The sequence below is a fragment of the Blautia sp. AF17-9LB genome (assembly GCF_003479185.1).
Lineage (GTDB): Bacteria > Bacillota > Clostridia > Lachnospirales > Lachnospiraceae > Fusicatenibacter > Fusicatenibacter saccharivorans.
Genome location: NZ_QUGU01000011.1, coordinates 47435 through 69513 on the forward strand (window position 1 = coordinate 47435; position 22079 = coordinate 69513).

The window sequence follows — 22079 nt, forward strand, 5'->3', positions numbered from 1 at the left end:
TTGAAAGAAATGTCGGATTCATTACTAATCAAATTGCTGAGATTTAATTTTCTCTTTAGAAACATATCCTAAGCAATATCTCTGTTCTTCTCTCATGGCATCACAGATTCTCATAATCTGTGAATATCCATCTGACTGACTTTTTGTGCATTTTGCTGCAATTTGTTCAATTCTCTTAATATATTCTTCCATTGATTTATTCTCCCATACTACTTCAATAAATTTGCAATCTCATCAATCTCAAGTTCAGTTTTCTTATCATCAGATAGCAGCTTATCCAGTTTACCCTCCATCTTCTTCAAATCTGCTTCCTCTTTCTTTAGACAAGATACTTCTAACTTTCTTTTAATATCCTTAATCCAAGCCGTTACGCTGTATCCTGAAATTTCAAAATCAGACATTCCAAGGTCAACTGCCGACATAAGATATGAATTGAGTCTGATAAGTAACAACACTAATGCATCATCTGAACATACATTAAGGTTGATAGTCATTCCATCCATATTGAGAACACAATTTGTCTCAGGAACAAATCTAATCTTCTTCTCAGAGATAGCTTTTCTCTTATCCTCAATTTGTTTCTTTAATTCTAAAATTCTATCATCATTCTTACTCATTTGATTTCGTACTCCTTTTATATTCTCTGCCGTTTGCTAAATGTTTCTGAATATACATTGGCTTCATTGTTTCAAAAATCTGTTCAATAGTAACAGGAATCATATGTTTTTCTTCTTTATCATTATATGGATATCGGTTTGACTTAACCATTTTAGATGTGGTAGGAAATATGTCAGTTACTTTAACACGTTCTTCATATGGACCGTAATGCATATATTCCATTTGTATTTTATAGATAATATATAAATTATCATCCCGTTTATAAGTCTCAAATACATATTTATTCCCACTATAATATTCGCTTATAAAACGAATTCTTTCCCAGTAATCGCCTTTTTTAAATTCATCAAGTGTAAAGTATTTATATTCGTCTTTGCTACTATCATATGGAGAATACTCAGATTCTCCTTCCAATTTATCAAAAATGTCTGCATACTTTTCATTGCACTTATCATCAATACATTTGATAAATTTATTCTTTGGCATCGACCTATAATGCTCAAAATAACTACCTTTCCAAAACCAAAAATGTTTACCTTTATTTTTCCAATTTTCATATCTATCATAGACATCAAATTTACCCATATAAATCCAATTCTCATTATCCTTGGTTAAATATGTGGCACCTATAATTAAGTCTTTTGCTTTAACACATTCATTATTATGGATAATCTTATTAAACTCACTAATCTCTTTATAATCAGGTGATTCTACTGGCATAAGAACTAAATCTTTGCCGTCCCATCCATATACAAATTCTCCTTCAAGCCCCTTACCCTTGATACAATTTGCGTTTTCAAGAATGTATAATAAATTCTCGATAGTAATCTCAAATTCAAAGCCTCGTGGATCGTACACTCTACAATAAGCATGTCTGTGATCCCAACCTGTAGAATAATCACCTGCTTTTTTATTAAGCACAAATCCTTCGGTTGGAATATTATCATATTCATTATTTGGAATATTCTCATCTCGCCAACCATTCCATGAAGCCTCTTTTCGCAACTTACCCTTTTCGTCATAGTAAATTACATAAGCAAGCTTTCCTGTATATGTTCCTGAACGATTCTGATAACCAACATTAATTGTTTTAGGGATAAAAATACTACTTCTCAATCGTTTTCCTCCTTTAGTTATTCTCTATTACAAAGTTACCCTACCAATATAATTCTTCATATCTCGGATCAACAAACAACTCTTCTTTAGGTCTTGGGTCTTTTAAATTATCATTGCCAATCTTAAACTCACCACCGTAATAACCATTCCAAGAACCACAACCCCAAAGTTCTAATCGTCCTTTATGAGTAATAGAAACAATTCTATAAGCTGGCTTGTCACAACATTGCCAGTAACTAACGACAAAGCAATTATCTTTTGTTACATTCTTTAGATATTTCGGCACTTCGGGCCACAAGTGACATTCATTGTTAATTCCTTCCAATGTTTTACCTTCATCCAGCATCATGTTGGCTTTTTCTGATCTCTTGTGTGCCTTTTCATGTTCCAGGCACCATTCTTCTGAACTGAATAGTTCACCACAATAATCACACTTATATCTAATTACTTTCTCCATAATTACTCCTAAGTCTTATCTAAACACACAATATATCCATTCATTACTTCATAATAATACCAAGCATAAGGACTAATTCCTTCATTCATAATTTCTGCCAGTTCATCTGCTTTTTCTTGATGGTTATGTGCTTCATTTATTATAACTGTTTTTTGAGAATCAAAATAAAGATTATCAACTTTACGCATACAATATGCACATAATTCCAACTCACTGATATATTCCTTTATAACTTTTAGCATCTTTGGAATGTTGTCTTTAAGGATCTGTTCATTTGCTAATTCTGATGGATACAAAACATACAAGTCTTTTTCACATGGAGATGAAAGGATTCTTTTATACACTATGTCTGATCGTAGACAATATTCACGTATTCTTTCTTCAAACGTCAATTCGCTTCACTCCTTTGTAATCATATCCAAGAATAACAATCTATCTTTTTTTAATGTGATATCATAATCTTTCCACTTCTCCATTAATTCTCTTATATCAAATTTATGAGGAACCACAATCGCATAACCATGTGGAGTTTTATATAATTCATGATTTTCTAGTTCAGAATAAAAGTAAATATCATCGATAAAATCATTTACTTTTTCTTCATCGTCTACATCAAAATCAAACAACCACTTGCTTTCATCACGATTCTCTACTTGCTGTGCAACTGAAGCTAATGTACGATTCAGCTTTGTCATACTTGGTTTATCTCTAAGCAATCTAATAATAAGTTCTTCTCTTATCTTTTCTTCATTTCTAGAATTTACAGACCGATACAATCTTGTCTGTTCGCCTGGAACTCCATCCGCTGCAAACTTATGAAATTCTTTGATTACTCTATCTTCGTTTTCTTTATATTCTAAGATAATCTTTATACGCTCTTTGAAATTAAGAAAATCTTTGTTGTCTTTATTTCTTGAACGAATTAGATACACATATAGATCAGACATTATTTTTCACCATCCTTTGCATTGATATAACATGCAACATCTTTGAATTCGTTGCAATCAATGACTTCACGAATATCATTAATGATACTTTTTACTGTTGAATAATTGCCACTAAAAGAAGTACCAGTCGTTTTTACTTCATATTTATATACATTTGATAATTTTATTGGATAATCTTGGTACAGAACCGTACCCTTTGGAACTGTTATATTAGAATATGCATCATAGTAATCTTCTTTAAGAACCTTTAACCATTTTTGACAACCTTTGTTATATGATTTAAGCTTGGCTTTGCTAAAAGATACTCTGAAATATTTATCTTCATCATAGATTATTCTTTTAAATTTATTTACAATAAGCAGCACACCATCTACAATTCTATAAACATCTTGATACTCTGTGTTTGCTAATACTTCCATTTATTCTTCACCATCTTTCCATGCAGAACTTGCATATAACAACGAATCATATGGCACAATATATTTCTCAGGTATATTCGCAAATGCTTCTATAACTTTATCGTACTCTTCCTTGTCAACCATGAAATCATCATAAACTTTTAATTCTGCTCTAAGCCCTCTCGAATTTTTCTTAATATTAGTCGTACTCATCTCTGTAAAACTCCAATGCTCTAATAGTAATTTCCATCAATTCCTGCTGATTTTCTGATTTCTTTTGATGTGCTTCTGTGCTACCAAAATTAGCTTTTAACCGATATATCCGGCATTTAGCAGACTCAATCACACGTTCTACTAAATCATATTCTTTATTATAATTACGACAATCTTTACAAAAATCTGGATGACCGTCAGAGTTACATCTATCTAGTGAAACTAAATTATCTTGAAGTTCGTATCCCATACCACATCTGTACATAATACCTATTCTCCATCTTCTAAAATCTCAACATCGACACATAACATATCATGCAGATTCTTAATCTGTTCTTCGGTCGGTTTCTTCCATGGCATCATATCTGTAACATTAAAAACCATCACTCCACACAGTTTGATTCTTGCAATTGTTTTTGGTGGGCAATATTCTACGACTTTCGGCATCGGAATATCGCAACTTGTTTTTGGTAATTGTGATTTTTGTGAATGCTCAAATGCTCTCAATTCATCTTTTCCAAGCCAACGTTGCCATGCTCCACAATCATCACAATATAACCCTGTGTTGTTACCCTTTACTTCCGTATGCAAAGATGTACTTCCACACTTTCTACAGCAATTTTGATACATAATTTTCACCTCATGTTAAATCAATTTGTTCTCTGCTAATTCATCAAGATAATAATATCTGTCAATTGATTCCTTATCTCCAAGAATCCATTTGTCACACTCAACTTCTTCCATTTCATTAATCCATTTATCCCAATTGTCTGCAATGAGCTTACAGAACTTTTCGCCACTTCCACGCAAGAAACATCTGCCAACCCATTCAGCTTTCATGCTTCTATCTGGATAAACCAGTGTAAAATAGATTCCATTTTCAATCAGAGCATCTCTTACTTCTTTGTGGCTACTTACAAAGATATAATCAACTTTTCCAATATTCTCTTTAATGTGCTTAATATAATTTTTTGGAAATTCAGGATTACGATACTCTTCAATTTGATCTGAAATGGTTGGATCATAATCATAACACCAACTGAACCGACTGCTATCGCTATCGAGAATCTTATAACCTTTTTCATTTAATTTTTTAAAAGCATATGTCTTGCCACAAGCAGGAAATGCACTAATAATTTTTGTTTTCTTCATAATATTCTCCTTCCTAAGAAATCATTTCAGGATAGAAATCATATAAATAATCTCCAAAGTCTCCGCCAGTATCAGAACCAATTATCTTCTGCCAATGATTTATCCATTCCTTACCTTCTTTTGTTAGTATGAATTTTTCGTATTCCTCTTTAAGTTCTTTTTCTTTTGTATTCATTATTTATTTTTTACCCTCCAAATGAAACAAATCTTCTTCCATACCTATCTCCTATTGTTCGAAATATCTTACAATCTGTTCTCCAATCCATCTACCCATAGGTACCGCCACTGCATTACCAATTTGACGATAAGCATCATTATCAGTTCCGCAAAACTGAAACCAATCAGGAAATCCTTGTAGTCTCGCATATTCTCTAACCGTATATGGTCTTATTCTCTTTCCATCCTTAATTAATCTTGTCCCTTTATCCTTTGCATAGTGAGCAACACATGTTGGTGCAAGATCATCATTTTCTGGATCAGATACAATTGGGTTGTCCCTGTATTTTCCATTAATACGATTCAAAACATATTGCGGAATATCTACTTCACTATCTTTTTCCAGAATATCTTTCAATCTCAATGGTTTTCTTTCTGGATATTCAAAACGACTAAAAGGCTTTTTACTGCCAATTAGAATCAGTCGCTTTCTTTCCTGTGGCAACCACATATTCGCATTAACTGGACATTCAATTCGAACGTAATAATCCGGAAGTTTTGTCAGTGCTTCCATAACAACTCTAAACTTAAGCATTCCAGGCACATTCTCAACAACATACATTTCTGGTTTTGCTAATACAATATGTCGAAAGAAATGTAAAAACAAATCATCGCCTGTTCGTGTTCCATTAATGTCTGCAGCAGTTGAATATTTAGTACACGGAAATGTCCCAATGTAAACGTCCGCATCCTGCTGATCTAATACTGTTATTTTGGCAATATCACATTCGTTAACCTTATGATTAAAATTCTTTCGCAAAGTATCACAACATTTCTTGTCAATTTCAAATGACTCTAAAATGTTGATACCGGCTTCTTTAATCCCAAGATCCATGCCACCAGCTCCACTAAAATAACTCTTTGCTGTAATTCCCATATTTAATTTTCCTATTCTGTGAAATTATTTGAGCGAACACTCATAAATTATTTATTTCTATCTAAGACCTGTTTAATATCATAACATATTAACGAATTTATATCCCAAGCACAATTTGTACATAAATCTACTTCCGTTGGTTTTACCACATCAAAACACAAGATTGTATTGTTAAATTTATCATTCGCTTTTTCTTTGTACCGAAAAGGTAGTACGTACTTCGTGGTTTTCGCTTTTTTACCACAAATATCACAATATTCTTTGACCATATTTTCTCCTATGAAAGTGCAATTTCTTAGTTAAAATTTTTCATCTGAATTGAAATTCAAATTCTTCTTTGTGTATTTCATTTCAGCTTCTTTATAAGAAATATGTTTTTTCATAAAATATCTGATACATTCAGCACAAAAATCCACATCTGCTTCCTCAAAATCCGAATGTTGCGTTGTCTCATCATATATCAATTTTTGACACCTATCACATGTTTCTCTCCATACCCACCAATTCCCATTCGTGTTTGGAGTTCCATCGTAATTTACTTTATGTATATTGGTTTTCATTGTTAAAACATGTCTCCAATCGTCTTACTTAAAGCTTCCTTCGCAGCTTTCGTTCTTGATAATTTTTCTGCTAACTGATTCACTGCTTCTTTAATAATAGTTTCCTTATTTTCTTCTAAAAATGACTTGATGTTATCATTTACCATGTCTTTAATTTTCTGAGAATATTGATAAGCACTTGCATTGTCATTTCCAATTAATTGTTTCATACAATCTTTTTTAATTTCCGCTACAACTTGAGATCTAACATTGTTCTCTATCGTTTTCTTAATTTGATCATCATCAATACTGATCCCAAACTGAACTATATGTTCCATAATTACCTCCACTCTTTTCTACAACCACAATCTGGAAAGAAGTTTTCTACATCTACAATGAATTCATCGTAAAAACACATTCCGTGTTCTAAATCATTCATCCAGTTAATTAATTCTATTAGAACCTGTGTAAAGTTTTCTTCTCTGCAATAGTAAATTTGTCCAATATCATAATCATCCTGATCACAAATAGTCACAGTAATGGTATATGGCTTATGCCAATCATCGCCTTTACTTGCCGTCAGAAGAACCCATGATCTACCACAGAAACACTCATTACAATCAAAATGCACGGTTCCATATACATTTAAATATTCAATATAAAGTTTCTCACTCTTATGATAATGTCTTTCAAATTCCATATCTACCCCATTTATTTGGATATACGACAAAATAACATATCCGTTTTCTTCTAACAACTTAATTCATCTATCGTATCTGGCCACCATACTTCTTTAACCCTCTCTTTAACAGCGTCCCATGTTTCGTAGTCATATTCTCCGTTCATAGTAAATGTCCTAGGAATTATTCGAGCATACACCAAAATTTCTTTTAATTCCTGTGGCATTTCTTTGTCGATGATGCATCCATTGCACTTATAACCTCGATTAGTTTTTAAATCCGACAAATTGAAAACTCTCAAGACACTTGAATTTGAAAAGAATAAAACAGATGTGTTATCACGCCGAGAAAGAAATAAATGTGATTCTTTTGGAATGTTTTCTAAAATCTTATCTAATGATTTTTCTACAATTATTTTTTTCTCCTGTGTAGAACAGAAAACTGCACTATGGAAATGTTCCATCTTTACACAATAATCAATTTGCTCTCTCAATGCCTCTTCCAATTGATTCATAATTATATTCTCTCATTCCATTTTCGAATTGCTTCGCATTTTGTTTTATCGTGTTCCTCTTCTTTTCTATAAGTATCTACACTACACGTTCCGCCTCTAGCATGACACTTATTGCAAATCACAAAATATGCAACTTTCGAATATCTTGTCTTTTGACCAATTCTTAATTTAGTCCACCCGCAGAACGGGCATGGTTTTAATTCTTTTTCTTTGATATTAATCATGTTTATCACTCCTATCAATTATTAAACACTATAACGTATTCATATTTTTTTGATTCATATTTATACCTTTCTGTATTTTTCAATGTCTTCTTCTCTCGCAAATTTACAATATGGATAACAATAACTGTCTCCTTTAGAAGACCAAGATGTTCTACCTTCAGAAAAAACTTCGAATTTATAATCATTAGCTAAATTACAATATTTACAAAAGTATCTTCGAATCCATAGATCATTTTTGTCATTTCCTACCAACACGGGCGTATCTACAGGTACCATGCTCCAGTCAATTTCTGGTTCCTTATATCCAGAATTTGCCCATTTTTGAAAATCCATATCGCAATGATCTGAACTATAAAAATCACAATCATAACAACTTAATTCTCCACATGAACGCACTTCTCCATTTTTGACTCCACATGTATCATGATTAACAGCGATCTCAAAAATCTTATCTTTATATTTTTCTTTATTTAGCATTTTCTTCACCTCTTATACTTCATCCTCTATCACGTCTACACTAACTACTACCAGAAATCCATTTTCAATTTCTTGTTCTGGATTGTTCCACTCCCAAGATTCAATAACCTCTTCTTCGAGACTATAGTTATCCACATTCAACGGAACAATTCTTCCATACCATTGTTATTCTCCTAACGAAATATCGCTTTCATTATATAATCCCAAGTGTTTCATCTTCATAATTACACTCTTTTGCTGCGTCAAACATTTCTTCGTATTCTGACAGATTGAATGTTCCAATGGTACATTGAATAATCATATGTATAATTCGCCTATACATGACATTAACAAATAATTGATTATTTTCTCCGAATGTCACGTCCATAAAAAGAAATTTTGCTTTATCAGGATCTCTTTTTATAATTTCTAATGTTAAAGGATCAAGAAACAAATGAAGTGCAAACGGTACGTCAACTGTAATATCATCGCATCCATAGTGTTTATGATAATATGAATTCATTGCTTCTAGTTCGTTTTTATGTAGACTCTTGTTATACCAACCCTTACAAATCAGATAGATATCCGTCAATGTCTTGTTCTCCATCGTTATTCCTCCAATCAATTCACATCCATTTTCGCTCCACAGTTCGGACAGAAGTTTGATTTTACTTTCTGATTCGCATAATCAGACCTGTACACTTTCTTTCCGCATTCAGAACAATACACACCTGCATTACTATAATTATCTAAAACATTCCATTTACCATGTTTATAATGTTCCAAACATGAATGACAAATCCATGGATCGTAAATTTTCCTGTCTTTTAATCTCATCCAACCGCATTCTTTTGGACTATACTTATCTTTCTTAGAATCCAAAACTTTGCCGCATACATGACATCTACATTTATGTCTGCCATTTCTCCATCTTTTACCGTCTATGTTTATGATTTTATTTTCAATTCTGCAATACAACTTCAAAAAAGATGTTTCTGCTAAAACTAACTACCATATTTTATTCTCCATCAAAATAAACATTAACTGAATAGAACATTATAATCTCCCCTCTTCTAGTAACTTAATTAACCATTTAGAAAATGAATACGTTGAAAATAACATAACAATCGCTAAGATAAAGAACCATTTATGTATCACTGGAATCAGCGCAACAGATATAATAATAGGAATAAAATATACTGATAATGTTATTTTGACCACATTGCCCGTTTTTCTAGCTGCATTCTTAAATGGTTTTGATTCTATAATCTTATTTAATCTCTCAAGCATAATTCTTCTAACAGATTCCAGCTTCTTCAGCTTCAAATTTTGCGACCGCATCATATACGATTTTCTTTACAACATCTTTATCTTTAAAAATATTTCTATTGGATAACGGCAATGTACCATCGTAACTTTTTAAATAGTTATGTTTAGATCTATTAATATTTGTTTTAATAGGTTTGTTGTCGTATACAATATCAAAAAATTTGATTCCATTTTCACGCATAATAAAATAAATACCGTAATGAACTTTTACATTTTTTAATTCTGCATTTTTGTAAATATCATATTCTTCTACACGCATATCCAAACAACCGTCATTGTCGTGTAAACAAATATATCTTTCTGCATCTTCACGATTGTCAAACACTTTTTCAATTGCGTAATCTGAATACGTTCCAGATGTAACAATATATACTTTATTCATTTCGCCCTTCAACCTTTCTTACAAATATTTGATCTTTTTTAATTTCTTCCCATGTTCTAGGGCAATAATTGATCCAACCCATCATTGCACCAACGTTATAAGCATAAGGAAGGTTTTTGAATTTCTTCACTTCTTTATTCTCTATATTTAATTGTCTTACTTTATATCTGAGTTTTTCCAGAGAATCCTGATAGATAGTGTCATCGAAATTACCATGTGTATGACCATAAAGAAGAACTGTATCTTTATAACAACCATTCCACGAGAAGATAGGATAATGAGAAAGCACAAGTTTTTGATTAATACCATTGTAATTATCAGTAAGTTCAAAATAATCAACCACAGTTTCAAATAACTGTTTTACCCTATAATCTTTCAATCCTGACTCATCATGATTTCCGACCACTAAAATTTTTTTAGATTTGAGTCTTGAAATGACAGAACATAAATATTCATTATCTTTATTATTGCCACATCTACCAATATCTCCTAAAATGAATGTTGTATCATTATTATTGACAACAGAATTCCAATTCTTCACAAGAATCTCATCATGCTCCAATGTACGATGCTCAAAAGAATTCGTACATCCTATGTGTAAATCTGCAATATATCTATACATTACTTTTCTCCATTAATTCTTTGCAGACATGTATTAAAACCTGCTGTCCAACCACGATCGAAACTACAAAGATCTTCATCTCCGTTTTCTTCTTTTGGTAGTTCCTTTAATGGACACCATTCTGGTTTATTGTTACAATAACCATTTTCACAGATAATTTCTTTACATAAACTTTTATCTTCCTCGTCTGCTGTCACAGAACAGCAAGCTTCAATTCCTTCATCTAATTCGAAACAAAACATACAGTCTAAACATGTTTTAGGTGTATCCATTATTAATACTGATTTATCCATATTATGTTCTCCCTCAATTCAATAATTCTTTGTCAATAATCTGGAAGTTAGCTCTATGAATATATAATGCTTTTCCGTCGATCATTAATTTTGTCGTTTTCGGCAGATCTTCACATACTTCATAATACACACTATCACCAGAATAGGCACAAATCGGATCACCAAGTTGAGACTGGATGACGACCACACGAGCTTTCCCAAAATAATTCTTAAATCTATTGACAACGCTTGCAATGATAACATTCTCTCCAAGACTACCATCGGTTTTACTATTAATTACTTCTGGACTTTGAAAATCCACATCAGGATTTAGTCCTTTTTCCGCAAAAATCATTGTAGTTCCACAGTTCTCCACTTCTTTGCCATCAATTGTGACCGTAACTACGCTGGACAATTTTTTCGTATACCCCCAACTGCCATCTGAATACGTTTCTTCTTCTACAATATTGGAATCCAGGTCAATTTTCTGTCCACTCATATCCATGAACTTTTCACCTTCATTCGTATAGAACGAAGCATTATATGTATTACCCGTGATGGAACCATTGAGATCGTTTACTTCGCTATTCAACCCTTCACATCCAGTAAGGCATGATACCGCAAGTGCTGCCATTAGAATTCCTGCTACTAATTTTTTCTTCATATGTATTTTCTCCTTTATTTTTATAAATGTCACCCGTAGCTATGACACCACGGATGACAAAATATTATTCTCCAATACTTACGATAGGAGTATTACTTCCCTGTACCTGTGGAACCTCGCCGCTCCACTTTTCAATCTTCTGCTTTTCAATAAGCTCTGGAGTAAGAGATTCTGCAATCTTTTTATTCGCTTCGGCTTCCGCCTCTGCTTTAATCCTTGTTGCTTCCGCTTCACCTTCAGCCTGGATCTTCTTCTGTTCAGCTTCAATTGTGGCTTTTTCTTTTTCCTGTTCTGCAGCAATAAGTGCTACTTCTTTATCCTTATCAGCCTGTACCTTTGCAGTTTTGGCTTCAATGTTAGCCAGCTCAAGTTCCTGCTGTGCAGTTACTTTTCTCTGAATCGCTGCTGATGTTTCAGAATCGGTTACAATATTGGTGAAATTTGCTGTGTCAATAATGATACCGTATGGCTCAAATTTCTGTTTCATATATACGTCAAGAGCTTCATTAAGTTCCTGACGTTTGTCTCCAAATACATCCGTAACAGGGAATTTTGCAGTAACTTCCTGCGTCCAAGCTCTCATTTTAGGCTTGATAAACGTATTCTTCACCGTCTCACCAGACTGAACTTTAAACATTGTAAAAGTTTTAGTAATTCTATCTGGATCAAATTTGTAAGAGAACTCAAGATCTACAGTAAGAGATTTTCCGTCAGATGTTGGTGTAGAAAAACTCTCATCTTTTGGAGAATCTCCCTTATCTTCGGATGTAAGGTATGACTGCTCAATACCAACCGAATATGTAGTTACTTTTTTCGTAGGAGATACAAAATGCCATCCCTGTGTCAGCACCTGATCAGAAATTCCGCCTGAGAAGTTATACACAACTCCTACATATCCTGCTGGCACTCTCTCCATACATTTGATGCCTACAATTAGTCCTGCAGCCAATACTACTCCTAAAACAATTCCACCTAATTTACCGTTTTTTCATTTTTCTTCTTCTCCTTTTCTTTGTGTTTGTCTTCCTCTTCCATTGCTTCCAATGTGTCGTCTATAATATGAAGCAGGAATTTTCCCAATGGCTGGAACAGAAAAGTCAACAGAAACCATAAAATTACTGTAACTAATACTGCTCCAAGGATCAAAATTGGATTCACATCATCACCTCCTCGAATATTTATTCTTTCCTGTGAAAGACATATTTCATCCGACTGCTCCGAACACGGTCATATCTATATATACCGGTTCTTCAGGATGATAACCTTTAGATATCTCGTCTTCATATTTATTCTTCAGTCTTGTGTTTTTCTTTTCTGCATATTCTCGCATTTCTGCAATCGTTTCATTATCATATTCTGTATGATTATAGATATAATTATTTATATTCTTTCTCTGGATCTTTTCCAACTTCTTTACAAAACTCCAGATAATCATCTACCGCAGAATGAAACTCAACTTCAATGCTAGAAATGTCCCCAGCTTCAAAGTCAACATAATCATTAATTCCCTCTATTTTTCCTCTTAGAGTCATCGATTCCGCATCAAATTCAATTTTTGTATGATAACCATTATACTCCATCATATTGTTCATCATAATTCACCCATCTCCTCTAAACGAGTTCCTCAATTTAATACGCATAGTCATAAGATAAATAATATCCTTGATCAGATAGCTTTTTAAACCATTCAATGCGAGATCTCATATTAACATTATCTACCTCGCTTCCGTCTAAAATTCTCTGGCAAATCTCAGTCATCGCTTTTGGATCAATCAAATGTAAGTCCTGATCTTCTGATTCGAGCCATTTTCCTTGTATAATAGATATTCTCTTTCCACTATATTTTTCGATCAAATCTTGTACCAATCCAATATTATATCCAGAATATGATGTGCTACCTCCACCAATATATTCGATATCTGAATCATCGTAATCAAACATTGTAGTTCCTTTATGGATATGTATTTTGTACGATTTGAACCAATTAAATCCTACTGACATCTTTATACCCATTTACTTATTTTCCCACATATATGTAAGAAAATTATTCTTATTATCATCTTTTTTAAATTCCATATTATAATTTAAGCATTCAATAGATATTTTCTTTTTTATTTCATTCCTCATTTTTTTGATATTCAATTCTTCCCATTTATCTATAGTGATTGCTGCATCATGACAATTTGTAATATCGATTTGTATTTCACTTTCTTCACCTGTTTTAACGTCTTTTATAGTTGTGTATAATACAATTTTATCTATATCTTTAATTATCAAATTTTCTAATTCTTCTTTATTTGCGACCGTTTTTAACATATAATTAACCCTCTAATACTTCTTTAGGACAATACACAATCTGTTTACCAGCCTTTTGCGCTTTGCGAATCGTAGACCATACACCACCAGATTTTTTACCATCCCAAATTGCCAACAATACATCACAGTGGTCAACCATATATTGATCTCTTGCATTGTCGCAACCTTTGTAAAATTCATCAGATAATTCAATCCATTCGTCTGCATATTTTTTCATGTCATCATATAATGCATGTGACGAATTATAATCTTTACATGGTAGAACACAATGCAATCGCAACGGAATGATTTCGTACACCTTCACTAACATAGCTACTGTTCCAAATGCAAAATCGCTTCCTGAAGCCATACCACAATAGGTATCTAAATTCTCTCTCTCCAAATAACAAACTTCATACATTTTAAAGAGCTGTTTTACAATCCATTCTTCAATCTTTTCCCAAGCATCATCCGCTTCGTTTTCTGGAAGTCCAAGTCTTTCAGATCTATGTCCTGTTAATGCTACTTTCATATATTTTCTCCAATTATAGTTCATAAATATCATTTCTTGTTTCACCGTCAGAATAATAAATATTCCATTCGTCAAATAATTCTTCTAACAATTTCATATCAACCGAATATTCATTACCGTGTGTGATAGCAATTGATTTCTTATCTCCGAATGTTCCAACATCTTTTTCACATCTATCGTATAATTCTTTTAAGTCTAACATTCCATATCTTAATGTATCCTGATGCGGATTTGGAATATTTGTTTTATCAAACATGTACGGATTGATTAAATATTTGTCGCATTCGCTAGGAAATTTTCCTGCTCCATGTCTTGTTAAATATGTACGAGATACATAACAGGTTTCAATATTGATATCATCAGCCCAGTTAGTATTTTCAATAATTTTCTTTGGATTTTTGATACCAGTATTTGATGGTGTAAGATGTGGAAAATAATCTGTATTATTCTGATCCAAAAGAAGCCCTTGTGCTGCTTCAAAGATAATATTATCAAAAACATTTAAAAAATCATTTGTTTCCATTTCAACACTATGAATGTTCATAAAATCCCAGTCGTTCCAAAAATGATGAAAAATTCCATCGTCAAGAAATAACTTTTCCCACTTATAAGACAATGATATCTTCTCTTTTTCAAACTGCTTTATATAATAGTCTCTGATAGAAAAATTAACATTTATTACACCAGCTTTATATCTTTTTATTGTCTCAAAAATTCCAAGCCCACAGCTACCATGCTTGTCCTTTCCACGGCTTTCTTCAATGATCTGATTCGCCATCATATCCCAAGGTGTCGTAATCATACAGTTTTTGTTGATATAAACTTCTGGTCGATATCCTAGATTGGTCAACTCATCATATTCCTGTTTGAAAATAATAGGATTTAAAATAAAATCTTCTGGCAGATATGTAGCTGCTCCATTAAATGTGCCAGATCCAAAATGATGAAAGACATGTCGAATGCCATCTGGTGACGTAACCGTATGTCCTCGTTGCGCTCCACCATTAGAACATATAACAATACTATTTTTCTTTTGAGAAAAATAATTTGTTATCAACCCTTTTCCCTCGTCGCCAAACGATCCACCAATCACAATCTTAATGTCTTTCATCATTTTGTCTCCTATTCTACCAAACGATTTCTCCAGAAGTAGAAATCATTACATTCGTATTTGTCTCATTATTTTCTACTTCACCAACAATAATATCAACAATAGCATCTGCGATATTATTCATATTTACATTTCTAAAATGTTTATCATCCATATATTCTTTGAACGAATTTTCAATTGACTCCTGCCGATAATTATATCCGCCATGTTCAACATTGAGATGATAGAGATTGAATTTCTCCGATGTTTCTTTATACAAATCTCTTGTCTCTACATCTGCCTGTAAACTATCCCCTGTAATACTTTTCATACTACATCTAAGGCCTTCTAAAGGAAGATATGGGTTAAGCATTTCGTCTCCCATGGTGATAATGATGCCTTTCCTATTGCGATTTAAACAATCGAGTTTTGTATGATGAAGACCAAAATACCATGCAGCAGTATAGGATTCAAATCTATTTCCGCCACCGCCAAATTCAAAATACAATTTATCAAGCTGCTCTGCGATTCTAATGTCAGACTCAAATTGAGACGCCTGGATCGGATATCTATCGTAAGCTAAATCTCCAATACCCATAATCATAAACTCAACATCTGCAATTTTCTCATACAGCTTTGTCATTACTTCATTTAACGTTTTAGATACTTCAACTGCTGCGTCGCCCATACTACCCGTAACGTCTAGCGCCAAGATAACAGGTAAAGTATTCGGGTGTTCTGCAGAATCACAGCACTCTCTAATTACATTCTTAGGATCTAAAGCATGATCAAGCGTTACTGCCTTAAACATATCCTGGTTAGAATATAAACCTCTGATTTTACCATCGTCTGATACATCAAGACCTTTCGTTGCTGAATAACTTACAAAATCATCTGACTTCCAACTTCCGCATCCCATAATTATTCTTCCTCCTCTGCTTCATCTGTATCATCTTCGTCACTCATATCAAAATCAAACATTCCATCAAACATTTCAGACATGCCGTTTCCTCCACCCATCATCATAAAAGGAAGCATTGAGCTCATATTACCAAATGTCATAGAACCATTTGTCCCATCGTTACCATTCATCATCTGAGAAAGCATCATATATTTAAAAATGTTATTTGTTCCTTTTTTACTCTTAAACATATCGTTTCCAAACATGGAAACAATTTTTCCATAAAAATATGTATTTCCCATAAATACATGACGTTCTGGAAGAATCATATCTACCGCAGAGTCTTCATAATTAACGACTGTAATTTTATTTTTATCCGCTTCGATGACACACTTTGGTTTACCATTAACAAGAATGATGTCCCCTTTTTCAACTTTGTTAGTTGGAATAACAAAGAAAAACTCTTCTCCGATGTCGAATACAAAGTTGTTACAATTTGTAAGTTTTCCTGTCTTTACGTTATAGGTTTTGTATCCAGTGCTTGTCTTAACAGCGATATCACCATTCATAGACAATCTGCACATTCCGTTTCCTACCTTGCCAAACATACCATTTAAAAAATTGTTCATCATATTACTTTTCCTCATAAAATTTTATTTGTTTTTATATTGTTCTCTCCTATGAAAACAACATTCTATCGGATTATTTTCGATCTTCCAACGGAATAACCATGTCTATATTCTTTAGAATTTGCATGATATTCCAAGGTTTTCCAGTGAATTCCTTGTCTACATCAATAAATCTTTCTACTAAATCTCTAATTGGAACTGTTTTATTTTCGTCAAGCATTTTCTTTTCGTAATACATATCACTTTCAGTGTTTTTGTATAATCCAGTTGATGCCAAATACTCTATGATTTCTTGTTTTGTCATAGGCTCTTTATTTTCGTCGTCTTCTGTACTATTTTCATCTTCATTTATTTTTTCGATAAAATTTTGATACTTTTGAGCGATACCAAAGCATCTATTGCTTAATATGTTTGTTTCATTAAGGTGAGGCTTATATCCATTCTGCTCAAGATCCATAAGGATTTTATTCTGATTTCGTAATACTCTGCTTAATGATTCAAACAATGTTTGTATTTCGTATTCTTCTAAATTTCTCATGCCTTACCTCTTCCTTATGCTCCTGTATTTGCAATCAATACGACCTGTTCTTGATCTAAATTTATTTTTTGCACCACAACGTCCGTAGCTTTTCGAAAATCATCAGAACTCCATCTTGCTTTTCTTTCTGCATATTTTTCGTCTTCTGCTATAACAACCATAGCGTAATCCTGACACCAACTTTTTCGCTTAATACTTACTAAATATACATTCAAAGTTTATTTTCCCTTTTCCTTACTATCAAAGATGTACTTTTGTTTGCAGCTGCCGTCTGAAGATCTTACAGGATTTTCTACCGTTTTCATACATCTGCAAAAGTATTTACATTTATTACATTCGCAATTTTTATCGAACTTATGTTTTTTGTAATAGTTATTGCCCCAATTATTCTCTCTTTCAGTTAAATGCAAACACAATTCTTCAGAATATAAGCTATCAAATTTTTCCATAAATTTATCAATTGCTTTTTTATATTCAATAACACCAGCCATTTTCATGAAGTAATCTATATTAATCTTCTTTTCTGCTAAATATGATCTTAAACATTCATCTTTTAATTTATCCATAAAAATTACTCCTTTGCAAGAACGATCCTATCTCTTTTTAATCCCGTACACTTCACATAAATCATCACTCATGTTTACAATTTTAAAAAATCGTTTAGCAATTTCGTTAAACATATGTCCCTCGCAAATTGCATCTGCCATTTTGGGATTATATTCATATCCAATAAGTTTTTGACATTTTTTTACCATATCTTTATAAGGCTCATAATCCTCATTGGTTTTATTTAAAATTCTAATTCGACTCCGATAACATTTCTCTAATTCGCTATCTGTAAAATCGCAAAATAAGTTTTTAAATTCTTTTTGTATATTCCTCACTCCTCTGAAATTTCGATTTCATTTATTTATTCTCTGTCACAATTCGCCTAAACGTCTCATCTGTAGAATCTATCAGATCATATCTTTTATCCATTGGCGCTGTTGAACTTTTTGCAAATTTTCTTTCTACCATGTCAATATAATAAGTAAATTTTCCGTCATCGCCCATGTAAAATTCTTCCCATTCTTTGTCCGTAAAGAAACGTCGCATATTAAGCTGTTCGATGGCTAGATTGTCAAATGACACAACTTTGAATTTGTCGTAAATGTTACAGATGTTCTCTTTCAACCACATCTGTCTTACTACAATATTTTCATGATCTTCTGTATACCAATCAGTCCCTCTACGAAGCTGCTTATAGCCAAGGATCAGCATCTTCAGATTATTATTCCCTAATGCTTCGATATCAGATGGTTTTAAGATACCATTAATGACATGAATTACTGCATTTGGATATTGCTTAATTAGAGAAATAAATTTTTCCGTTGGATTGACAAGTGATACACCAAGACCGTAGATCAGTTTTTCATTAACTAATCTTTTTATCAGATCCTGTTTTTGTTCAAAATGAATCTGATTTACAGTAATATTCGCAATTACTTTTCGTTCTTTAAGTTTTTGTAGGAATGGAATTAAATCAGGATGTGTAGTGATATCACCGCCACCGATTGCTACCTCCTGATATGGATGTAAAGTATCAATAAACTTTTCGTTCATAATATCTCCATGTTTCCCATCAGGAATACTATCTTCATGACACATAAGACAATTTCGATCGCAACAATTTGTTATTTTGATATCCATATTTTCTGCAAAATCCGGAATAAACTCATCATCATTTGTTTTTCTGATCTTTGTCCCATCACTCAATATAAGAGTACGATAATTGCCATTTTTATAAGCTCCTAATAATTCCATTCCTATAATCCTCCTAAATTTTATCAGCCGTCATATCCATCATAGCCAAACGCAATAACAGTATCACCATTCTCTGTTGTGAATGATTCTTCAAAAGTTTCCCAATCTTCGCACCATTCATTCCAAAAATAGTCATAATCATACCATTTATTTTCATGAAGAAAATCCAAAAGATCTCCTTCTGTGTCGTATGTAAAATTTGGATGATACTTGCTAGATTTTTCAAAGGTGATTGCTTCTTCTTTTGTATAAAAATGATTTTCTTGAGGTTTGTTGCCATCTGGATAAGCATAGCCACTTCCTCTAAATAGAAATACTTTTCCTTGTTCCCATTTATCATAATCGCTTTTATTACACATCACGAGCGAGTGAACCGAGCTACTATTTGTTTCAAATGTTCCTTTTCTAATTTGTGTTTTCATCTTTCCCACCATTCCCCTTCTGGATATTCATGATCAATTGCATTCATATTGATTAAACCTGCTTCTTTCATTCCAGAAAAATAGCATGTTTCATCTCCATCCTGAATTACTACATATTTTTTGTTAGAAATAAACTCTTCTAATGTGATATTCTCTTTTTTTAAAAATCCACTAAGGATATCTTCATCCACAGAACCAGTATCTGGAATATTGAATCTCCAGGATTCATTTTCTGAATCAGTCCAATAATTAATTTCAATTCCATATTGTTCTTCTTTGTCAGAAAGAAACTTGTTTAACTCTTCTTCCGTCATTCCTTCCTGGTAATAATTGTCTGCATTATATTCTTCGTTATCTTTATTCGGAATATATTTACATTTTTTTGGAAGTTCAATTTTCTTTAATGTCGGCACATATTTCTTAACAATTCGTAATAATTCTTTATATGTATCATCATTATATTCTTCAACCAACGAAGCACAAGCATATAGCCATTTATCAGAAAAACTTGCTAATGCCCTAAATGGAGATCTTCCAAAATATAAATCTTCCTCATATGGTATCCAAATACAATTTTTCTCTCCTGTTTTTGAATCATCCCATAACCACATATCATGAGTAATTTCTTGTGGAGTATATTTACCTTCATTTTTCATCACGCAAAGCGAATGCATACTTGATGAATTTGATTCAAACACACCCATTCTAATTTGAGTTTTCATATTTTCTTTTCTCCTATTCAAAAATACAAATCATACCATTATTATCGACACCTGAAGTCTCATCAAAATAAATATAGGGCCATGAAATCCCTGAAATAACGTCAAAATTCATATCATGTATAGCAATTTCTTTATCACCATATTTCTCCATCGCTTTCTGTAGTAGTTCGATAAAATCCGAAATTTTATATACATTGTCTTTATCGAATGTCAACGCTTTTGTTATATGTCCATCAAGACATTCGAAATCTTCCTCGATAATCTTATTCATCCATATCTCCTCTACAAATTTTATTAGCATTTTCTTTACCGTACACAACTTCATCGGCCAGTTTTCGAGAAATACGACTAACCTGCTTTAATCCCTCTCTGATAATTGTTCCGCTTGGCTGCTGATGATCTTTGATAAATCCGATCCACTGATCTTCGTTTAGAATGTTTCTTTCACTTTCATATACTACTGCATAGCCTAGTTCCCGTTTTGCAAGGCAAAGTGTGTTGATCATGCAGTCGATATCATCTAATACATCTTTAATCGGCATTGGTTTTTGTCCTCTCTTTATGTAAATAGTTATATGTTTCTATGTAAGATTATTCTCCTATGATCCGTTTATAAAAAGCGTTCTACAATTTATATTCTTAATAGGTTAGAATTGATTGTAGAACGCTCATGATGGTGAATTGTTGTGGTTATTTTAGAATGCAAATCAGTCTAAATATGATTTCAGACCACTTTCAAAATATGGAATTGGTCTTCTCTTGAATCTGTATTTTTCAACCCTTGCATCGATAATAGCTTTTACTGCAGCATCATCAATTTCACCTGTTCTTGCATACCGATCGAATACAGAATATTTAAATCCAAGAGCGCTTTCATCAGAAGATCCACATAATCCGTCTGACGGCGTTTTGTCAACCATCTTTTTCAGTAGAATCGTCTCATATCCAATAGCTTTTACTTCCTGTACTGTGAAATCCTTTAATGGTGCAAAGTCTCCTACTGCATCGCCCCAGCGAGTTTCCCAAGATAAGAGTGTTTCCGAAAGATTGCATGTATTAGCAACTCGTCCATTCATACTCTGTGAAATTGCATAAAGTGTTGCCATTCTGATTCGAGGAGGCAGATTAATTGATGTCTGTTTTGACCAATGATCACCAATTTGTGGTCTGATTTCGTGCTTTAGCGCAAGAATTGCTGGATGAATATCTACAGTACAGTATTCAATACCTAAATGTTTAGCAACTTCATAGGCATCTTCAATATCTGTCTGTTCTCCGTCTGGCATGAGCACACCTAAAACTCTATTCTTTCCAAGAGCTTCCACACAGAGAGCCGCAACAATGCTTGAATCTTTACCCCCTGAAAGACCTACTGTGGCAATACAATCTTTCCCATTCTGCTCAAAGAACATTTTAATCCACTCGACAATCTTATTTTTTGTTTCTTTTGCATCAAAAGTATACATATCTA

Annotated in this window: 43 protein-coding genes; all 43 read right to left on the minus strand. The window is 32.8% G+C overall.

Going from position 1 to position 22079, the window contains the following annotated elements; all coding sequences use genetic code 11:
• Positions 1–24: 24 nt before the first annotated feature.
• Complete coding sequence (locus tag DWX00_RS19655; protein ID WP_158578830.1) at positions 25–192, minus strand: hypothetical protein; 168 nt, start codon at positions 190–192, stop codon at positions 25–27.
• Between the two features lie 17 nt (positions 193–209).
• Positions 210–617 carry a hypothetical protein gene (locus DWX00_RS12370; RefSeq protein WP_118595366.1) on the minus strand — a complete coding sequence of 136 codons (408 nt, stop codon included), beginning with the start codon at positions 615–617 and terminating at the stop codon, positions 210–212.
• Positions 610–1734, minus strand: coding sequence for a hypothetical protein (locus DWX00_RS12375; protein WP_118595367.1), 1125 nt, complete (start codon positions 1732–1734; stop codon positions 610–612). The genes DWX00_RS12370 and DWX00_RS12375 overlap by 8 nt, the downstream gene beginning before the upstream one ends.
• A 40-nt stretch (positions 1735–1774) precedes the next feature.
• Positions 1775–2191 (minus strand): hypothetical protein, encoded by a 417-nt coding sequence (locus DWX00_RS12380; protein ID WP_118595368.1) that lies wholly within the window; start codon positions 2189–2191, stop codon positions 1775–1777.
• 8 nt (positions 2192–2199) lie between these two features.
• On the minus strand, positions 2200–2583 hold the full coding sequence (locus DWX00_RS12385) for a hypothetical protein (RefSeq protein ID WP_118595369.1): 384 nt from the start codon (positions 2581–2583) through the stop codon (positions 2200–2202).
• A 6-nt stretch (positions 2584–2589) separates the two neighbouring features.
• Positions 2590–3138 carry a hypothetical protein gene (locus DWX00_RS12390; RefSeq protein WP_118595370.1) on the minus strand — a complete coding sequence of 183 codons (549 nt, stop codon included), beginning with the start codon at positions 3136–3138 and terminating at the stop codon, positions 2590–2592.
• Positions 3138–3557, minus strand: coding sequence for a hypothetical protein (locus DWX00_RS12395; RefSeq protein ID WP_118595371.1), 420 nt, complete (start codon positions 3555–3557; stop codon positions 3138–3140). Before DWX00_RS12395 ends, DWX00_RS12390 begins: the two co-directional genes overlap by 1 nt.
• The gene (locus DWX00_RS12400; protein ID WP_118595372.1) at positions 3558–3749 is read right to left on the minus strand and encodes a hypothetical protein; all 192 of its coding nucleotides are present in this window, start codon (positions 3747–3749) and stop codon (positions 3558–3560) included.
• On the minus strand, positions 3736–4014 hold the full coding sequence (locus tag DWX00_RS12405) for a hypothetical protein (RefSeq protein WP_118595373.1): 279 nt from the start codon (positions 4012–4014) through the stop codon (positions 3736–3738). Before DWX00_RS12405 ends, DWX00_RS12400 begins: the two co-directional genes overlap by 14 nt.
• Positions 4015–4019: 5 nt before the next feature.
• Complete coding sequence (locus DWX00_RS12410; protein ID WP_118595374.1) at positions 4020–4340, minus strand: hypothetical protein; 321 nt, start codon at positions 4338–4340, stop codon at positions 4020–4022.
• A gap of 54 nt (positions 4341–4394) precedes the next feature.
• Positions 4395–4901, minus strand: coding sequence for a hypothetical protein (locus DWX00_RS12415; RefSeq protein WP_118595375.1), 507 nt, complete (start codon positions 4899–4901; stop codon positions 4395–4397).
• Positions 4902–4914: 13 nt separating this feature from the next.
• Positions 4915–5076, minus strand: a complete 162-nt coding sequence (locus tag DWX00_RS19660; RefSeq protein WP_158578832.1) for a hypothetical protein — start codon at positions 5074–5076, stop codon at positions 4915–4917.
• 51 nt (positions 5077–5127) lie between these two features.
• The gene (locus tag DWX00_RS12420; protein WP_118595376.1) at positions 5128–5994 is read right to left on the minus strand and encodes a DNA cytosine methyltransferase; all 867 of its coding nucleotides are present in this window, start codon (positions 5992–5994) and stop codon (positions 5128–5130) included.
• Between the two features lie 47 nt (positions 5995–6041).
• Positions 6042–6263, minus strand: a complete 222-nt coding sequence (locus DWX00_RS12425; RefSeq protein ID WP_118595377.1) for a hypothetical protein — start codon at positions 6261–6263, stop codon at positions 6042–6044.
• 30 nt (positions 6264–6293) lie between these two features.
• Positions 6294–6554: a hypothetical protein gene (locus tag DWX00_RS12430; RefSeq protein WP_118595378.1), complete on the minus strand. Its 261-nt coding sequence runs from the start codon at positions 6552–6554 to the stop codon at positions 6294–6296.
• Positions 6555–6556: 2 nt separating this feature from the next.
• A complete protein-coding gene (locus DWX00_RS12435) occupies positions 6557–6871 on the minus strand; it encodes a hypothetical protein (RefSeq protein ID WP_118595379.1) in 315 nt (104 codons plus the stop codon).
• A 2-nt stretch (positions 6872–6873) separates the two neighbouring features.
• Positions 6874–7233 carry a hypothetical protein gene (locus tag DWX00_RS12440; protein WP_147398255.1) on the minus strand — a complete coding sequence of 120 codons (360 nt, stop codon included), beginning with the start codon at positions 7231–7233 and terminating at the stop codon, positions 6874–6876.
• Positions 7234–7283: 50 nt separating this feature from the next.
• Complete coding sequence (locus DWX00_RS12445; RefSeq protein WP_118595381.1) at positions 7284–7727, minus strand: hypothetical protein; 444 nt, start codon at positions 7725–7727, stop codon at positions 7284–7286.
• A 2-nt stretch (positions 7728–7729) separates the two neighbouring features.
• On the minus strand, positions 7730–7951 hold the full coding sequence (locus DWX00_RS12450; protein WP_118595382.1) for a Lar family restriction alleviation protein: 222 nt from the start codon (positions 7949–7951) through the stop codon (positions 7730–7732).
• A 60-nt stretch (positions 7952–8011) separates the two neighbouring features.
• Positions 8012–8428, minus strand: coding sequence for a hypothetical protein (locus tag DWX00_RS12455; protein WP_118595383.1), 417 nt, complete (start codon positions 8426–8428; stop codon positions 8012–8014).
• 193 nt (positions 8429–8621) lie between these two features.
• A complete protein-coding gene (locus DWX00_RS12460; protein WP_118595384.1) occupies positions 8622–9014 on the minus strand; it encodes a hypothetical protein in 393 nt (130 codons plus the stop codon).
• Between the two features lie 690 nt (positions 9015–9704).
• Positions 9705–10118, minus strand: a complete 414-nt coding sequence (locus DWX00_RS12470; RefSeq protein ID WP_118595386.1) for a DUF7336 domain-containing protein — start codon at positions 10116–10118, stop codon at positions 9705–9707.
• Complete coding sequence (locus DWX00_RS12475; protein WP_118595387.1) at positions 10111–10740, minus strand: metallophosphoesterase; 630 nt, start codon at positions 10738–10740, stop codon at positions 10111–10113. The genes DWX00_RS12470 and DWX00_RS12475 overlap by 8 nt, the downstream gene beginning before the upstream one ends.
• The gene (locus tag DWX00_RS12480; RefSeq protein ID WP_118595388.1) at positions 10740–11033 is read right to left on the minus strand and encodes a hypothetical protein; all 294 of its coding nucleotides are present in this window, start codon (positions 11031–11033) and stop codon (positions 10740–10742) included. The genes DWX00_RS12475 and DWX00_RS12480 overlap by 1 nt, the downstream gene beginning before the upstream one ends.
• A 13-nt stretch (positions 11034–11046) precedes the next feature.
• A complete protein-coding gene (locus DWX00_RS12485; protein ID WP_118595389.1) occupies positions 11047–11676 on the minus strand; it encodes a DUF5052 family protein in 630 nt (209 codons plus the stop codon).
• Positions 11677–11740: 64 nt separating this feature from the next.
• Entirely contained in the window at positions 11741–12625 is an 885-nt protein-coding gene (locus tag DWX00_RS12490) for a prohibitin family protein (protein ID WP_199669511.1), read from the minus strand.
• Between the two features lie 23 nt (positions 12626–12648).
• Entirely contained in the window at positions 12649–12834 is a 186-nt protein-coding gene (locus DWX00_RS12495) for a hypothetical protein (RefSeq protein WP_118595390.1), read from the minus strand.
• 218 nt (positions 12835–13052) lie between these two features.
• Positions 13053–13271: a type II toxin-antitoxin system HicB family antitoxin gene (locus DWX00_RS12505; RefSeq protein WP_118595392.1), complete on the minus strand. Its 219-nt coding sequence runs from the start codon at positions 13269–13271 to the stop codon at positions 13053–13055.
• 34 nt (positions 13272–13305) lie between these two features.
• Positions 13306–13689 (minus strand): hypothetical protein, encoded by a 384-nt coding sequence (locus tag DWX00_RS12510; protein ID WP_118595393.1) that lies wholly within the window; start codon positions 13687–13689, stop codon positions 13306–13308.
• The gene (locus DWX00_RS12515) at positions 13690–13992 is read right to left on the minus strand and encodes a hypothetical protein (protein WP_118595394.1); all 303 of its coding nucleotides are present in this window, start codon (positions 13990–13992) and stop codon (positions 13690–13692) included. It lies immediately after the preceding gene.
• Between the two features lie 4 nt (positions 13993–13996).
• Positions 13997–14503: an SLOG family protein gene (locus tag DWX00_RS12520; RefSeq protein ID WP_158578834.1), complete on the minus strand. Its 507-nt coding sequence runs from the start codon at positions 14501–14503 to the stop codon at positions 13997–13999.
• A gap of 13 nt (positions 14504–14516) precedes the next feature.
• Positions 14517–15617, minus strand: a complete 1101-nt coding sequence (locus DWX00_RS12525) for an adenylosuccinate synthetase (RefSeq protein ID WP_118595396.1) — start codon at positions 15615–15617, stop codon at positions 14517–14519.
• Between the two features lie 13 nt (positions 15618–15630).
• Positions 15631–16512 (minus strand): VWA domain-containing protein, encoded by an 882-nt coding sequence (locus DWX00_RS12530; protein WP_118595397.1) that lies wholly within the window; start codon positions 16510–16512, stop codon positions 15631–15633.
• Between the two features lie 2 nt (positions 16513–16514).
• Positions 16515–17126, minus strand: coding sequence for a hypothetical protein (locus tag DWX00_RS12535; RefSeq protein ID WP_118595398.1), 612 nt, complete (start codon positions 17124–17126; stop codon positions 16515–16517).
• Positions 17127–17196: 70 nt separating this feature from the next.
• Positions 17197–17661, minus strand: a complete 465-nt coding sequence (locus DWX00_RS12540; RefSeq protein ID WP_118595399.1) for a hypothetical protein — start codon at positions 17659–17661, stop codon at positions 17197–17199.
• A gap of 14 nt (positions 17662–17675) precedes the next feature.
• The gene (locus tag DWX00_RS12545; RefSeq protein WP_118595400.1) at positions 17676–17876 is read right to left on the minus strand and encodes a hypothetical protein; all 201 of its coding nucleotides are present in this window, start codon (positions 17874–17876) and stop codon (positions 17676–17678) included.
• A gap of 3 nt (positions 17877–17879) precedes the next feature.
• Complete coding sequence (locus DWX00_RS12550; protein ID WP_118595401.1) at positions 17880–18227, minus strand: hypothetical protein; 348 nt, start codon at positions 18225–18227, stop codon at positions 17880–17882.
• Between the two features lie 340 nt (positions 18228–18567).
• Positions 18568–19464: a radical SAM protein gene (locus DWX00_RS12560; RefSeq protein WP_118595403.1), complete on the minus strand. Its 897-nt coding sequence runs from the start codon at positions 19462–19464 to the stop codon at positions 18568–18570.
• Between the two features lie 23 nt (positions 19465–19487).
• Positions 19488–19886 carry a hypothetical protein gene (locus tag DWX00_RS12565; protein WP_147398257.1) on the minus strand — a complete coding sequence of 133 codons (399 nt, stop codon included), beginning with the start codon at positions 19884–19886 and terminating at the stop codon, positions 19488–19490.
• A complete protein-coding gene (locus DWX00_RS12570; protein ID WP_147398258.1) occupies positions 19883–20608 on the minus strand; it encodes a hypothetical protein in 726 nt (241 codons plus the stop codon). The genes DWX00_RS12565 and DWX00_RS12570 overlap by 4 nt, the downstream gene beginning before the upstream one ends.
• Before the next feature lie 13 nt (positions 20609–20621).
• A complete protein-coding gene (locus tag DWX00_RS12575) occupies positions 20622–20879 on the minus strand; it encodes a hypothetical protein (protein ID WP_118595406.1) in 258 nt (85 codons plus the stop codon).
• The gene (locus DWX00_RS12580; protein WP_118595407.1) at positions 20872–21150 is read right to left on the minus strand and encodes a hypothetical protein; all 279 of its coding nucleotides are present in this window, start codon (positions 21148–21150) and stop codon (positions 20872–20874) included. The genes DWX00_RS12575 and DWX00_RS12580 overlap by 8 nt, the downstream gene beginning before the upstream one ends.
• Positions 21151–21315: 165 nt before the next feature.
• Positions 21316–22074, minus strand: coding sequence for an NAD(+) synthase (gene nadE / locus DWX00_RS12585; protein WP_118595408.1), 759 nt, complete (start codon positions 22072–22074; stop codon positions 21316–21318).
• Positions 22075–22079: the final 5 nt, after the last annotated feature.